Annotated in this window: 12 protein-coding genes and 1 pseudogene; 9 read left to right on the top strand and 4 right to left on the bottom strand. The window is 66.8% G+C overall.

Going from position 1 to position 14,750, the window contains the following annotated elements; translation table 11 throughout:
* Positions 1 to 57: 57 nt before the first annotated feature.
* The gene (gene katG / locus SOM26_RS09385; RefSeq protein ID WP_320452463.1) at positions 58 to 2,289 is read left to right on the top strand and encodes a catalase/peroxidase HPI; all 2,232 of its coding nucleotides are present in this window, start codon (positions 58 to 60) and stop codon (positions 2,287 to 2,289) included.
* Between the two features lie 155 nt (positions 2,290 to 2,444).
* Here the strand turns inward: katG and SOM26_RS09380 are convergent, their stop codons facing one another.
* From SOM26_RS09380 to SOM26_RS09370, 3 genes and pseudogenes are all read right to left on the bottom strand, one after another.
* A complete protein-coding gene (locus SOM26_RS09380; RefSeq protein WP_320452462.1) occupies positions 2,445 to 2,714 on the bottom strand; it encodes a hypothetical protein in 270 nt (89 codons plus the stop codon).
* Between the two features lie 113 nt (positions 2,715 to 2,827).
* Positions 2,828 to 3,808 (bottom strand): annotated as a pseudogene (locus SOM26_RS09375) (glycoside hydrolase family 43 protein); the annotation flags it as partial.
* Between the two features lie 196 nt (positions 3,809 to 4,004).
* Entirely contained in the window at positions 4,005 to 5,396 is a 1,392-nt protein-coding gene (locus tag SOM26_RS09370; protein ID WP_320452461.1) for an exopolysaccharide biosynthesis polyprenyl glycosylphosphotransferase, read from the bottom strand.
* A gap of 398 nt (positions 5,397 to 5,794) precedes the next feature.
* Between SOM26_RS09370 and SOM26_RS09365 the strand changes: the two genes are divergently transcribed.
* Complete coding sequence (locus SOM26_RS09365; RefSeq protein ID WP_320452460.1) at positions 5,795 to 6,253, top strand: hypothetical protein; 459 nt, start codon at positions 5,795 to 5,797, stop codon at positions 6,251 to 6,253.
* Positions 6,254 to 6,264: 11 nt separating this feature from the next.
* Here the strand turns inward: SOM26_RS09365 and SOM26_RS09360 are convergent, their stop codons facing one another.
* A complete protein-coding gene (locus SOM26_RS09360) occupies positions 6,265 to 6,633 on the bottom strand; it encodes a hypothetical protein (protein ID WP_320452459.1) in 369 nt (122 codons plus the stop codon).
* Positions 6,634 to 6,817: 184 nt separating this feature from the next.
* Between SOM26_RS09360 and SOM26_RS09355 the strand changes: the two genes are divergently transcribed.
* The 7 genes from SOM26_RS09355 to SOM26_RS09325 all read left to right on the top strand — a co-directional run bounded on the left by SOM26_RS09355 (position 6,818) and on the right by SOM26_RS09325 (position 14,747).
* Complete coding sequence (locus tag SOM26_RS09355; protein WP_320452458.1) at positions 6,818 to 7,378, top strand: polysaccharide biosynthesis/export family protein; 561 nt, start codon at positions 6,818 to 6,820, stop codon at positions 7,376 to 7,378.
* Positions 7,379 to 7,436: 58 nt separating this feature from the next.
* Entirely contained in the window at positions 7,437 to 7,880 is a 444-nt protein-coding gene (locus tag SOM26_RS09350) for a hypothetical protein (RefSeq protein WP_320452457.1), read from the top strand.
* Between the two features lie 31 nt (positions 7,881 to 7,911).
* Positions 7,912 to 9,234, top strand: a complete 1,323-nt coding sequence (locus SOM26_RS09345) for an outer membrane beta-barrel protein (protein WP_320452456.1) — start codon at positions 7,912 to 7,914, stop codon at positions 9,232 to 9,234.
* Between the two features lie 25 nt (positions 9,235 to 9,259).
* Positions 9,260 to 11,401 carry a GumC family protein gene (locus SOM26_RS09340; RefSeq protein WP_320452455.1) on the top strand — a complete coding sequence of 714 codons (2,142 nt, stop codon included), beginning with the start codon at positions 9,260 to 9,262 and terminating at the stop codon, positions 11,399 to 11,401.
* On the top strand, positions 11,376 to 12,119 hold the full coding sequence (locus SOM26_RS09335) for a hypothetical protein (protein WP_320452454.1): 744 nt from the start codon (positions 11,376 to 11,378) through the stop codon (positions 12,117 to 12,119). The genes SOM26_RS09340 and SOM26_RS09335 overlap by 26 nt, the downstream gene beginning before the upstream one ends.
* Before the next feature lie 27 nt (positions 12,120 to 12,146).
* Entirely contained in the window at positions 12,147 to 13,145 is a 999-nt protein-coding gene (locus tag SOM26_RS09330; protein ID WP_320452453.1) for a glycosyltransferase family 2 protein, read from the top strand.
* A 75-nt stretch (positions 13,146 to 13,220) separates the two neighbouring features.
* Positions 13,221 to 14,747 (top strand): lipopolysaccharide biosynthesis protein, encoded by a 1,527-nt coding sequence (locus SOM26_RS09325; protein WP_320452452.1) that lies wholly within the window; start codon positions 13,221 to 13,223, stop codon positions 14,745 to 14,747.
* The last annotated feature ends 3 nt before the right edge of the window (positions 14,748 to 14,750 follow it).

Raw genomic sequence — 14,750 nt, 5'->3', positions numbered from 1 at the left:
CGGGCAAGGGGCACGATGCCTTGCGCCTGCCCGACGAGTTGAACCGAGGAGTGGAAGATGGCGTCCCAGGTCGAAGACAATCAGGGCCAGAAGCAGGGCGGTTGCCCCGTCGCTCATGGCGGCGGCGGCAATGGCCCCGGCAAGCGGGGCGGCGGTCGCGGCGGCCCCGGCAACAAGGAATGGTGGCCCGAGCGGCTCCGCCTGGAAGGGCTGAACCAGCATAACCCGCGGTCGAACCCGCTGGGTGAGAATTTCAACTATGCCGAAGAGTTCGCCAAGCTCGATCTGAACGCGCTGGTGGCCGATCTTCACGCGCTGATGACCGACAGCCAGGATTGGTGGCCCGCCGACTTCGGTCACTATGGTGGCCTGTTCATCCGTATGGCGTGGCACTCGGCGGGCACGTACCGCGTGACCGATGGTCGCGGTGGCGCGGGCGGCGGGCAGCAGCGTTTCGCGCCGCTCAACAGCTGGCCGGACAATGCCAATCTCGACAAGGCGCGTCGCCTGCTCTGGCCGATCAAGCAGAAATATGGCGCCAGGATCAGCTGGGCCGACCTCTATGTGCTGACCGGCAACGTCGCGCTGGAATCGATGGGCTTCAAGACCTTCGGTTTCGCCGGTGGCCGTGCCGACACCTGGGAGCCCGAGGAACTGTACTGGGGTCCCGAGGGCAGCTGGCTGGGTGACGAGCGTTACTCGGGCGAGCGTGAGCTGCACCCGGCGCTGGGCGCGGTGCAGATGGGCCTCATCTACGTCAATCCCGAAGGTCCGAACGGCACGCCCGATCCGGTCGCCTCGGCCCGCGACATCCGCTCGACCTTCGCGCGCATGGCGATGAACGACGAGGAAACCGTCGCGCTGAACGCCGGTGGCCACACCTTCGGCAAGACGCACGGCGCGGGTGATCCTTCCTTCGTCGGGCCGGAGCCCGAGGGCGCGGTGATCGAGGACCAGGGTCTGGGCTGGCGCTCCAAGCATGAGACGGGTCTTGGTGGCGACGCCATCACCTCGGGCCTGGAAGTCACCTGGAGCCAGACGCCGACCCGCTGGTCGAACAACTATTTCCGCAACCTGTTCGAATATGAGGACCAGTTCGAGCTGGTGAAGAGCCCGGGTGGCGCCTGGCAGTGGGAGGCCAAGTCCGCCCCCGCCGACGTGCCGCATGCGCACGACCCGTCGAAGAAGCAGCATCCGCGTATGCTGACCTCCGACCTGGCGATGATCAAGGACCCGGAATATCGCAAGATTTCCGAGCGCTTCTACAAGGACCCGGCCTATTTCGCCGAGACCTTCGCGCGCGCCTGGTTCAAGCTGACGCACCGCGACATGGGTCCGGTCGAGGGTTATCTGGGGCCGCTCGTGCCGCAGGAGCCGTTGATCTGGCAGGACCGCGTCGATCCGCTCGACCATCCGGTCGTCGATGACGCCGATATCGCCTCGCTGAAGGCGAAGATCCTGGCTTCGGGTCTGTCGGTGCCGGCACTGGTCGGTGCGGCCTGGGCTTCGGCCTCGACCTATCGCCGGTCGGACAAGCGTGGCGGCTCGAACGGTGCGCGCGTTCGTCTGGCGCCGCAAAAGGACTGGGAGGTCAACAACCCGGCGCAGCTCGCTGAGGTGCTGGCCAAGCTGGAAGCGATCCAGGCCGACTTCAACGCCTCGGCCACGGGTGGCAAGAAGGTGTCGATCGCCGACCTGATCGTGCTGGGCGGTTGCGCAGCGGTCGAGAAGGCCGCCAGGGACGGCGGTGTCGAGGTCGCGGTGCCCTTCACGCCGGGCCGGATGGACGCGCGCGAGGACCAGACGGACGCCGAGTCCTTCGCGGTGCTCGAGCCGATGGCCGATGGTTTCCGCAACTATCGCCAGGGCTTCCAGTTCATGGCGCCGGAGGAAGCGCTGGTCGATCGCGCCCAGCTTCTCGACCTCAGCGGGCCGGAGATGACGGTGCTGGTCGGTGGCCTGCGCGTGCTGGGCGGTAACGCGCCGGGCGTGGCCGAGGGTGTGTTCACCGACCGGGTGGGCACGCTGTCCAACGACTTCTTCGTCAATCTGCTCGACATGAACACCGAGTGGGAGCCGACCGACGACGACAACCGCTTCAACGGCCGCGATCGCCGCACCAAGGAGCACACCAAGACGGCGACCCGCGTCGACCTGATCTTCGGTGGCCACTCCGAACTGCGCGCGCTTGCGGAGGCCTATGCCTGCTCGGACTCGAACGCGCCGTTCGTTCGCGACTTCGTGAAGGCGTGGGACAAGGTGATGAACGCTGGTCGCATGGACATCTGATCCTGCGCGACGGGTAAAGGGAAGGGGGCTGTACCGTGAGGTACGGCCCCTTTTCATGTGTGTTCGACCCTCACCCTTCCGGTGTTTCGCTCCTCCCTTCCGCTTCCATTGGGCGGGGAGTGCAGGGTGGGAAGGGTGAGGATGGTGTCCGTTGATCAGTCTTCGTCTTCGTCCATCTCGCGGTCGACCGTGTCCATGAAGTCGCGCGCGGCGTCCTTGTCTTCCTCGTTGTCGAACGCCTCGTCCAGGTCGGGTGCGACGCCCAGCATATAGGCCAGGCACCAGAGCGCGAAGCGGCGGCCGCTGTCGCGCTCTAGCCCGAATTGCACGCGCAGCCGGTCGATCCCGGCGGACAGCTGGTCGGGCGACAGGTCGCCGATATCCTCGGTGCCGAAGAAGCGGATAAGCAGTTGATCGAAATCCATGCCCGGTCATAGCCGAGCGGCGGCCGGTGCCCAAGGGGCATCCGTGCGGGCGACGATCCCCTTCGTTCCTCTCCTTGCAGGGGAGGTGGCGGGAAGCCCGCTCAACCCACCCGCAACGGGCCGTTCGCCACCGGTTCGCCGAAATCCGGCGTTCCGTCGGCGCGGTAGCGGAAATACTGCATCCGCGTATGGCGGTTGGGATCGAACAGAGGATCGCCCTTGATCTGCGCATAGTCGCGACCGTGATAAACCAGCACGTCGCGCCCGCGCTCGTCGACGGTGAAGCTGTTATGGCCGGGCCCGAAGACCTTGTTCGCGACCGATGTCTGAAAGACCGGCACCGGCGACTTGGACCAGTTGGCCGCATTCATCAGGTCTGCGTTGGCATCACAGGTCAGGAGGCCCATGCAGTAGCGCGCATCGGTCGCGCTTGCCGAATAGGTCATGAACAGCTTGCCGTTGCGCGCGAGCAGGGCGGGGGCCTCGTTGACCTTGAACCCCTGGACCTCCCACTCCAGCGTCGGGACCGACAGCCGAACCGGCTTGGCGGCGAGCGTCAGCGGCGTGGCGAGGGGCGCGAGGTACAGGTTGGAGTTCGTCGCGATCCCCGGCTCGGCCTGCGCCCAGGCGAGATAGCGGCGGCCCTTGTGCACGAAGCTGGTGGAGTCGAGCGTGAAGCTGTCCCATTCGGTCTGAAGCTGGCCCAGCACCGACCACGTGCCCGCCATGGGATCGGGGTCGTCGCAAACGACCGCGAAGGTGCGGATGCGGAACACGTCCTCGCCGCCACCGCTCGGCCCCGCCGCGAAATACATGATCCAGCGATTGTCGATCAGGTGCAGCTCGGGCGCCCAGATGAAGCCGGACATGGGGCCGCTCGCCAGGTGACGCCACAGCACACGCTCCGGGGCGGTCGCGAGGCCTGCCAGCGTCTTCGAGCGACGCAGCACTAGCCGGTCATATTCGGGAACCGAACCGGTCATGTAATACCAGCCGTCGGTGTGACGGAACACCTGCGCGTCGGCGCGCTGGCGGACGACGGGATTGACGATGGTGGAGGCGCTGCGGGCCTCCAGCACGGCGGGCGCGGCCATGGCGGTCGTCGCCCCGGCCAGGAATAAACGTCGGTTCAGCATGTCCCATCCTCCGCCACGGACCGCCGTCGCCGTGATCGGGGATCGGTGGTGCCTTATCGTTCCGGCCATTCGATGGTGGCCGCTGATGCGGTCTTAGCGCATAACTCCGACAAATGAAAAGCCGTCTCGTGGTGGGCAGGCGTGCGCCGCTGCCTCAGAAGGAATTGTGGTGGACGACGACGCCGAAGGTCATGAACAGGATGCGCACGTCACGCCATAGCGACCAGTTGGAGGCATATTCCAGATCGGACTGGAGTCGCTTGGTCAGGTCCTCGCGCAGCAGGGTCGACCCTCGCAGGCCGCGCACCTGGGCCAGGCCGGTGATGCCGGGCTTCAGGACATGGCGATGCCAATAGCTCTCGTCGACATCCCAGAACAGCCGGTCCCCGGCCAGCGACCCCAGGGCGTGCGGGCGCGGGCCCACCAGGCTCATCGAGCCGCCCAGCACGTTAAGGAGTTGCGGCAATTCGTCGATGCTGGTCTTGCGGATCAGGCGGCCGACCCGCGTGACGCGCTTGTCCTGCCGTTGGGTCGAGCGCGCGCCCTGTGTATCGGCCTGGGCGACGTGCATCGAGCGGAACTTGATGATGTCGAAATAGGCGTTGTTGCGCCCGATCCGCCGTTGCCGGAAAAAGACTGGGCCGGGGCTGTCGAGCTTGATCGCGATGCTGACCAGGATCAGGACGGGCGCCAGCGCGACGATGATCGGGATGCACAGCGCCAGGTCGAAGACGCGCTTGAGCAGCCGCTGCTGGACGTCGAGCGGACCGGCGGCAACCTTGACGGTGTCGTAATGCGCCAGCTTGCCCAGCCCGATCGCGCCAAACAGCCCCAGCGTATCGACCACGATCTCGCCCCGTGCATGACCACCCTTCAGCATCATGGCCCAGTTCTGGTAGCGCTCGGCGGTCGAAATCACGACCACCCGGTCGATGCCGTGCAACAGCGCCGCGAACCGGTTGAACATGGCGGGATCGCGCAGGTCGGGGACCAGGCCGATCGCGGCGGCGTCGATCATTTCCGCGCCGGGCACGGGTGCGGCGTCGACACCGTCGACGATCACCAGTTCGCGCCATATCTGGGTCGGCCAGATCCGCGCGACGGTCGTGCGGAAGGTCAGGCGGCCGATGACGATCAGGAGGACGGTCAACCCCATCACGCTCGCCAGCGCCAGCCGCGAAATCTGCTGCTCGACCCGGAAGAAATAGGAGATCAGGAAAAGGATCGCGAAGGTGAAGAGCACGGCGCGCACCGCGGCCGACAGGCTTCCCGCCTTGGCGCGAAGCGCGCGGCCGCCATAGGCCATCGTGCCCATGGCCATGCCGACATAGACCGGCATCGCGATCGCCATGATCGAGAACCAGCTGCCGACCAGCGTCTTTAGCGGCTCGATGATGGCAAAGGCCAGCATGAACGCGACCAGATCGACACCCATGAGCAGGAAGGTGAGGCGCAGACGCAGGGTGAAGGGAGTCAGGCCCCGGCCACGCTCCGCATCGCGTTCCGCCATGCCGCGATCCGCGACATGCACAGGCGCACGCTCCACCAAGTGCTCACTCCCTCGGGTCAACCAAAGGCTCCAATATACCAATGCAATCTAGCGTCGGACGCACGCACGAAATGTATACCCCCATCCGGCAGAGCGTCCGATGTGGGGCTATTACAAAAGCCCCAACCGGACAACGGACGAAAAAATGGGAAGCGCAGCGGTGCCTGACGCCGTCGTTTCGAGGATGTGTCAGGCCACCAAAGCGTGACATGACGAACAAAGGGGTTCGTCGGCAGATAGGATTTATCGTTATATCGTAGTTGCTTAAGATCCTATCAAAAAATATGAATGGCAATACATATTATCGCGATATCGAGATCTTCTTGGATTAACGCCATGTTAAGCGGCCCAGGGGCAGTATAGGCCCGCACCCATCACGGTCGGATCGTCTCGATATGACACAGCTCGCCTCGCGTCCCAGCTATCCCTTCCCCGATCGGCGGGCGTCGGCGCGAACCCATGTCGGACAACGGAGTGTCCTGCGGCGCGAAGGTCAGGCGCCATCGCCGGTGCAACTGGTGAACGTCGCGCGCGAGGGCTGCGCCTTGAGCGTCGAAGCCGAACTCGAGCCGCACCAGCAGGTCGAGATCGACCTGGCCGGGCTGGGCCCGGTAAGCGGTCGGATCGTCTGGCGTTCGGCCAGCGCCTATGGCTGCCGGTTCGAAAATCCGCTGCCCGCGGGTGCGATCACCCGGCTGTTGCTGGCTGAGGATGACGGGGCCGAGGTTTCGACCACGCCGCCGCCGTCCTTCCTGCGCGGCCGGATCAGCCCGGTTGCGACTCTGGCATTGCTGGCGGGGGTGTCGGTCTTTGCCTGGGCGGGTGTCGCCGAGATCGTCCTGCAACTCGCCTGAGCGGGCCGTCGTCAGCGCCGGTTGAAGTGATAGCGGCTGGCATAGACCACGCTGCGCAGACATTCCTGCTCGCCCTTGCCCAGCGTCGGCGAGACGTCCATTCGTACCGCGTGGTTGAGCAGCGGGATCAGAGCGAACTGCCAGGACTGGACGCGGCATACCCGCGCCATACCGGCGCTTAACTCGGGCAGGGTGCGCGCATTGGCCACCGCCGCCACCTCCAGCTTGCGGGCATCGGGTGAACGGGTGTCGAGCGCAGGATCCACCATATCGGCATCGGGCACGGGCATCGGGCGGCGGTTCGACTGGGCGATCCCCGCCGTCGCGCTCGCCGCGAACATAAGGGCCAGTACCCCCCGGTAGATCGGTCGCATGGTCATGGCGTCTGTCATAGCGTCGGACCCGCCGTCCCACGCCTGTCGACATGCCATCCACTGTCCATGAATGGGACGGTGTCGCACCTGCGCGGTTGCTGCGGTGCGGGCGTTCCCGTATCCAATGATCGGTCAGGTGGAGTTTTTCATGCGGTTTGCTGGGGTCATCTTGTTGCTAGTCGGCTGCACGATGCCTGCCATTGCCCAGACGACGGCGACGCTTTCCGGTTCGACGGCAGGCCATGCCGCCGCTCCGGTGCAGCAGGCCGGTGCGGGGGCGTCGGCGGAGCCCGCTGGCGATTACCGGCTGGGCACGGCCGACAAGGTTCGGGTCATCGTCTATAACGAACCGAGCCTGTCCGGCGAATTCACGGTCAGCGACAATGGCACATTGTCGTTGCCGCTGATCGGCGACGTTCCCGCCAGCGGCCGATCGCCGCGCGAAGTGTCGTCGGATATCCAGGCGAAGCTCGCCGACGGGTATCTGCGCGAACCGCGGGTCAGCCTGGACGTGCTGACCTATCGCCCGTTCTACATCCTGGGCGAGGTGACCAAGCCGGGCGAGTATGCCTATTCCAACGGGCTGACCGCGTTGAACGCCGTGGCGCGTGCCCAAGGGTTCACCTACCGCGCCAACAAGCGCAAGGTGTTCCTGAAGCACGCCGGCGAGTCCGCGGAAAAGGAAGTCAATCTCGATGGCCTGGAGATCAGGCCCGGTGACACGTTGCGTATCGGTGAACGATATTTCTGACCGGTCGCTGGCCGGGATTTTCGTGGAATAAAAGCCGAAAGGCGAAATGGGGGGTTTTATGACGGCAACGAGGTTGGCCGCCTGGGCGGCGCTTGGGCTCATGGTCGCTGGCACGGCGCAGGCGCAGGAGACGGCGCCCGCCGCCGCTCCCGTGCAGGTCGATGCCGCGGCCGTCACCGCGCTCGCTAGCGCGATCCAGCAGGCGCTGGCCGCGCTTCCCGCAAACGCCTCCAAGGCGGATGTCGAGGCCGCGATCGCCTTTGCGGTGTCGCAATCGGGTCAGCCGCGCGCCGTCGTCCTGGCCGCCCTGAAGAAGGTGGCGAGCCAGTCGCCCAAGATGGCCGCCGCTGTCGGCAGCTATGCCCAGAAGGTCGCACGCGGCGAAGGCGAGGCGGGCACTGGCGCGCTGGCGCAGGCGTCGCAGGCGCTTTCCAGCCAGTCGCTGGGTGCTGGTCCGTCCGGTGGCGGCGGCGGCACGTCGGATTATTCGCGTCGCCCGTAAGGCACGTCCCCCATCATGACGGAGGGCTGTCATGCCTTGGACCTCCAAGTTTCTTCCCTGCGTCGCCGGTCTTGGCGTCGTAGCGTTTTCGCCCGCCGCCGCTCAGGTGGCGCCGCCGCCGCCGGTCATGATCGGCACGCCTGCATTCCAGTCCGCGATCCCCTTCGACTATCGTCGGGGCCGCAACGAGAGCGTGCTCGACCGGCCGCGTCCGCTGTTCCAGCCGCTCGGCATCACCGCCGGAGGCTTCACGCTCTTTCCGGCGCTGTCGGTCACGACGGGCTATGACAACAACGTCTATCAGGCCCCGACCAACAAGACCGGCGACGGTCTGGTCACCGTCAATCCGTCGCTGAACGTCCAGTCCAACTGGTCGCGCCACAGCCTGACGATCGACGGCGCCGGCACGATCACGCGCTATTTCCAGCAGTCACCCCGCGACGAGAATGGCTGGACCACCGGTGCGCAGGGTCGCCTCGACATCGGCGGCGACGATTCGGTCACGCTGGGTGCGCGCACCAGCAAGATCTATGAATCGCAGTTTTCGGGCTCGGCGCTCCAGAACGTGCGCAGCTCGGTGCCGATCCAGCTTTCGGTGGCGCGTGCGGTCGCCGATTTCCGCTTCTCGCGTCTGCGCACCGTGGTGTCGGGCGACTATACCGACTTTGCCTATCAGACGGTGATCGCCAGCGACGGCTCGCCGTTCAGCCAGAACAGCCGTAACCGCGGCATCGCGCGTGCGATCGGCCATGCCGAATATGGCCTGACCCCTGACACGGGCGTCTTCGGCGAGCTGGTCTATACGAATACCGGCTATCGCACCGAGCTGTTCCCCGGCGTGCCCAACCGCTCGTCGAACCAGGTTCAGGTGCTGGCGGGCCTGTCCACCGATCTTAGCGAGCTTCTGCGCGGCAGCATCGGCATCGGCTATATCAACCGCAATTACGACGCGGCGCGGTATCGCACGGTTTCAGGCCTGTCGTTCAACGGGAAGGTCGAATATTTCCCGTCGCAGCTGACCACCGTCACCCTGTCGGGACGGCGCGAGGTCGACGATGCCAGCCTGATCGGCACCAGCGGCTTCTTCGCGACCAACGCCGCGTTGCGCATCGATCACGAGTTGCTTCGCAACCTGCTCGTCAATCTGGGTGCGGACCTGGAATTCGACGATTACCGCGACTTTTCGGGCCGGGCGACCTCGTTCCGCACGTCGGCGGGCGGCCAGTATCTGGTCAACCACCAGTTGTCGTTCAACGGCCAGCTTTTCTACGGGCGCCGCACCACCAACAGCCCCTTGGCGGGGCCGGAACTGTCCCAGGTCAAGGCGCTGGTAGGCATCTCCTACCACCCTTGAGCCCAGTAGCATTCGAGGATCTTTTATGGACGTGATGGCCAATACCGGCCTGTCTTCCCCGGCGGGGGGAGAGCCCGAGACAATTTCGTCCATGTACCGCCAGGTGCTGGAGATCCTGCGACTGCGCTGGCGCACGCTGGCGGCGACGTTCATCACGATCGCCGTGCTGGGCACCGCCTACACCATGATGCTGACCCCGCGCTATCAGGCGACGGCGCGGGTGAAGATCGATCCGTCGAAGAGCGCGGCGCTGGGCCAGATCACCGATCAGGCCAGCTCGATCCCCGACCAGTCGGTGGTCGAAACCGAGGTCAGCGTCATGCGCTCGCACGACATCGCCGCGACGGTGGTCGCGCGCGAGCATCTGCTGAACGATCCCGAATTCACCAAGGGCATGCCGCCGCTTGGGCCGCGCGCGACGCCCGCCCAGATTGCCGACCGGACCGAAGCGGTGGCGCAGGCCGTGCTCGGCCGCATGTCGGCGTCGCGCGAAAAGGCGACCTATATCGTCGAGGTCGGCTTCACCTCGACCAATCCGCAAAAGGCCGCGCGCATCGCCAATGCCTTTGCCGAGACCTATATCGACGCCAGCCTGACGCGGCGCAACGGCACCGCCAGCCGCCAGGCCGAATTCCTCCAGAAGCGCCTGAGCAGCCTGAGCGCGCAGGCGACCGCCGCCGACGAGCGGCTGGCCTCCTACCGCGCCGCCAGTGGCGTGGTGCAGACCGGCGGCGGCAGCACGAGCGTCATCGACCAGCAGATCGCACCGCTGGCCGGACAGCTCGCCACCGCCCAGTCCGACGCGGCGGCCGCGGCCTCGAAGGTCGCCGCGGCGCGGGCGCAGATCCGCACCGGCGGCATCGACGCGGTGTCGGCGGTCCTCGACTCCGAAGTCATCAAGAACCTGCGCAGCCAGCGCGCGCAGCTTCTGTCCGAACAGGGCGAAGTATCGACCCGCTACGGCCCGAAGCATCCCGAGACGCAGCGTATCGCGCAGCAGATCCGCACCATCGACCAGCAGATACTGGACGAGGCGAACCGCGTGATCGGCGGCCTGGAAAGCGAAGCGCGCGCCGCGTCGGCCCGCGCCGCCAGCCTTCAGGCCAATCTGAACGTCCTGCGCGGCCGCCAGGCCTCGACCACGCGCGCCTCCGCCATGGCCGAAACCTATGAGCGGCAGGCCGATTCTAGCAAGCAGGCCTATGACCGGCTGGCGCAGCAGGCGCAGACCAGCGACCAGGCGGCCAGCAGCTCGCTGTCGCAGGCGCAGGTGATCGAGAATGCGACGCCACCGGGCAACCCCAGCAAGCCGAACAAGCGACTGCTGCTGGCGGCGACCTTCCTCGGGGCGCTGCTCGCCGGGCTGGGTGTCGTCTGTCTTCAGGAGCTGACCTCGCGCGGGCTGCGCTCGATCGCGGATGTGCGGCGCTTGGGTCTCGACGTGCTGGCGACCGTGCCGCGTCTGGGTCGTGGCCATACGTCGCCCGCCGACGAGGTGATCGGCAAGCCGATGAGTTCGTTTGCCGAGGCCTATCGCGTGACCCGCCGTTCGCTGGCCTCCGCATCGAGCGGCCGCCCGATGGTGATCGCGATCACCTCGACCCTGCCCAATGAAGGCAAGACGACGAGCGCCTTGTCGCTGGCGCGGATCATGGCGATGGCGGGCGAGAAGACCCTGTTGATCGACACCGACCTGCGTCGGGCGGGCCTGCGCGATGTCACCGGCATCACGCCCGAGCGCGGCCTGGTCGAGTTGCTGCACGGCGACGTCACGCTGGCCGAGGCGGTGATCGCCGATCAGGTCGAGGGTCTCGATCTTCTGCCGGTCGCGCACGCCAATTACAGCCCTGAGGATGTATTCAGCGGCGAGGCCATGGCCGAGTTGCTGGCCCAGGTGCGCGGTTCCTATGACCGGATCGTGCTGGACTGTGCCCCATTGCTGGGCGTCGCCGACGCCCGCACCGTGGCGCTGCTGTCTGACGCGGTGTTGTTGGTCATCAAGTGGAACGCCACGCCGCGCAACGCGATCGCGACCGGGCTGAACTGGCTGGCGCGCGACAAGGCGCCTGTCGTCGGCGCGCTGATGACCATGGTCGATCGCTCGGTCGAGGCGTATGGCGCGCTTTATTATTCCAAGAAATATGCCGAATATTACCGCGCCGAATGACGACGCGGTTCCCGCTTCGCGGGCGCGCGCCGCGTCGGCTGGTCCAGCCGACGCGGCGACGCGTTTGGCGTGCCTGACGGTGCTTGGCGCGGCCCTGGCCTGGGCCGCGTCGGTCGGATTAGCCGAATGGCGCGTCCAGCATCTGGTCGCCGAGCGCGCGGCGCAGTCGAGCGGCCAGGCGGTGTTTTCCGGAGCAGAGCTGCTGAGCCAAGACACGCCGCTGCCGCCACGCGGGGCCCTGTCACGCGGGTTGATGAAGGCCGCCGCCGCATTTGGCGAAACGGCGGCGCGGCGCGATGCCCTGATCGCGGCGGCGCGGCGTGACATTGATGCGGCGCTCCAGGCGCGCCGGGTCTGGCCTGCCGCGCTCGTGGGGCGGGTCTTCCTGGATTATGTCGAGGGCGGCGTGGCCAGTCCGCGCGCGCACCGGGCGCTTGCCGCCAGCTACCGCGCCGCGCCCTTCCTGCCCGAAGAAGGCGAATGGCGCGTGCGGTTCGGACTGGCCGCGTGGCCCTGGCTGACCGCCGACCTGCGCGGACGGGTCCTCGATGAAGGTGTTTGGCAAGCGGGCCTGTCGCAAGGCCGCTTCGATGCCATGACCGAGGCGTTTCGTGCCAGCCCGGCGGGTGCGGTCTTTCGGGCCCGCATGCTTCACCAAGGCAGCCATGAGCCGCCGTCCGTTTCCCCGGCCGCCCGGCCCGCGTCCGTCGCGGCCTAGGCGCAGCTTCAGCCAAGAGATGTCCCGGTGAACGATTTGTCGCCCTCTGCGCCGCGCCCCGAGCAACCCGCCGCGTCACGGCCCAAGGTGTCGGTCGTCATGGCGTGCTACAACGTCACGCGGCATCTGCCGGTGTCGATCGGCAGCCTGTTCGACCAGACGCTGGCGGACTGGGAGTTGCTGGCGGTCGATGACGGCTCGGCCGACGATACGCTGGCGGTGCTGCATGACTATGCGAAGGCCGATCCCCGCATCCGCGTTCTGGCGATGGAGCGCAATTCGGGGCCCAGTGCGGCGCGCAACCGTGCGCTGGACGCGGCGCAGGGCCAGTGGGTGACCATCCTCGACGCCGACGACCGATTCCTGCCGGAGCGGTTGGCCCATATGGTCGCGGCGGCGGAGGCGGGGTCGCTGGACCTCGTGTTCGACGACATGCTGTTCCATGACGAGGCGGCCGACTGCATCACCGGCCACGCCCTGACGCTGGCCGCGCCGCAGGAGCCGCTCGACTTCGAACGCTTCGTCATGAGCGAGCGGCCGCATTCGCCGTTCAACTACGGCTTTCTCAAACCCCTGATCGACCGGGCGTTCCTGCAGACGCACTCTATCCGCTATTCCGAGGATATCCGGCTGGCGGAGGATTTCATGCTGGTCGCCGAATTGCTGCTACACGGCGCGCGGGCCGCGCTGCTGCGCGAGGCGCTGTATGTCTATACGACGCAGACGGGCGCGAGCAGCGGGCAGCAGTCGAGCGGCACGCGCACGAACTTCCGGCCCGAAACCCGCATCGATCTGGCCGATACGCTGATCGCCCGCTACCGCGACACGGCGGATCCGGCACAGCTGGCGATCCTTCGCCGCTATCGCGAATGGCAGGTGATGTATGCCCATGCCCACTGGCTGGCGCGCTATCGCCATGCGCGTGATCATGGCCCGATGCTTCGTCTGGCGCTGAAGCATCCGGGGGCCGCGTTGCATTACATGTCGTGCACCCGTTGGGGCCGCCTGCTACGGCCACGCGCATGACGACCGGGGGTATCCCGGCATATCCGGTGGCCCATGGCCCTGTTTCGAGAGACGTTCCGATCGCTATGAACCGCCATGACTGACGCCCTAGACGACGAACGGTCGATCTTCGATCCCGTCAACACCCAGTTGCGCGCGCGTGTCGCGTCGGGCGTGTCGGTGACGGCCGCGCTCCAGGGCCTGCGCGTGGTGTTGCAGATGGCCTCGGTCGTCGTGCTGTCGCGGCTCTTGCTGCCGTCCGATTTCGGCGTCGTCGCGATGACCAGCCCGGTGCTGGGCTTTATGATGATCTTCCAGGACCTGGGGCTCAGCCAGGCGGCGGTCCAGCGCCGTGTGCTGACCCAGCGCCAGGCGAGCACCCTCTACTGGCTGAACGTCGTGTTCGCGGCGGCGACGTGTATCGTCGCGCTGGCGATCAGCCCCGTCGTCGGCTGGTTTTATGGCGACCCGCGCGTTTTCCACCTGCTCGCCGCCTATGCGCCGCTGTTCTTCCTGTCGGGCTGCTACGCCCAGCACAGCGCGCTGCTGACCCGCCAGATGCGGTTCAGCCAGCTGGCCATTGTCGAGGGGGCGGCGGGCGTGATCGGCTTCGTCGCCTCGCTGACCGCCGCCTGGTTCCTGCGCAGCTATTGGGCAGTGTTCGTCCTGTCGCTGACCACCACGCTGGCGACGGGGGCGGGGATGATGCTGGCGACGCGCTGGCTGCCGTCGCGGCCGCGCCGCGACCCGGACGGGCGCGGCATGCTGAACTTCGGGGCCGGGGTGACGGGCGCCAATATCTTCAACTTCCTGTCGCGCAACCTGGACAATATCCTGATCGGCAAGGTCTGGGGCAGCGTCGCGCTCGGTCTGTACGACCGCGCGTACAAGCTGCTGCTGTTCCCGCTGCGCCAAGTCAACAACCCGATCCAGCGGGTCATGGAACCTGCGCTGGCGGGCCTGCTGGAAGAGCCGCGTCGTTATCGCCACGCCTATCTGCGCGTGGTGCGGATGATGGCGCTGTTCACGACACCCGCCATCCTGGCGACGATGGTCTGTGCCGACTGGTTCGTCGACCTGGTGCTGGGATCGCGCTGGGCCGAGGTCGTGCCGATCTTTCGCGCACTGGCGATGGCCGGGCTGCTGGAGATTTTCGGCAGCACGCTGGGCTGGCTGATGATCACGCAGCGCCGCTCGTCGGACCTGGCGACCTGGGCGCTGGTCAATACGACCGTGTGCATCATCGCGTTCGTCGGCGGACTGCCCTGGGGGCCGCTGGGCGTGGCGATCGCCTATTCGGCGAGCGAAGTGTTGATCCGCACGCCGGCGGCGTGCTGGTTCGTCGGGCGCAAGGGGCCGGTGTCGCGGTCCGATCTGGTCTGGCTGATCGCCCCCTTCGCCATGGCGCTGGCGGCGGCGGCGGGGTTGTTGCTGGTTTTTCGCGCGCTGTGGACGGGGCCGACACTGGTGGCGCTCGTGATCGGCTATGCCCTGGCCTATGCCGCGACCTGGGCGATACTGGCGATGTTCGGGGACGTGCGCGCCGCGCTGTTCGAAGTGGTCGGCTTTGCCCGGCAGATCATCGACGGCGGCGTGGCGCGGCTGCGCCGGCGACCCGCCTGAGCG

Source organism: Sphingomonas sp. CFBP8993, assembly GCF_034044895.1.
Lineage (GTDB): Bacteria > Pseudomonadota > Alphaproteobacteria > Sphingomonadales > Sphingomonadaceae > Sphingomonas.
Note: the sequence above shows the minus strand (reverse complement) of the source record. Positions and strands in the feature narration are given on the sequence as shown.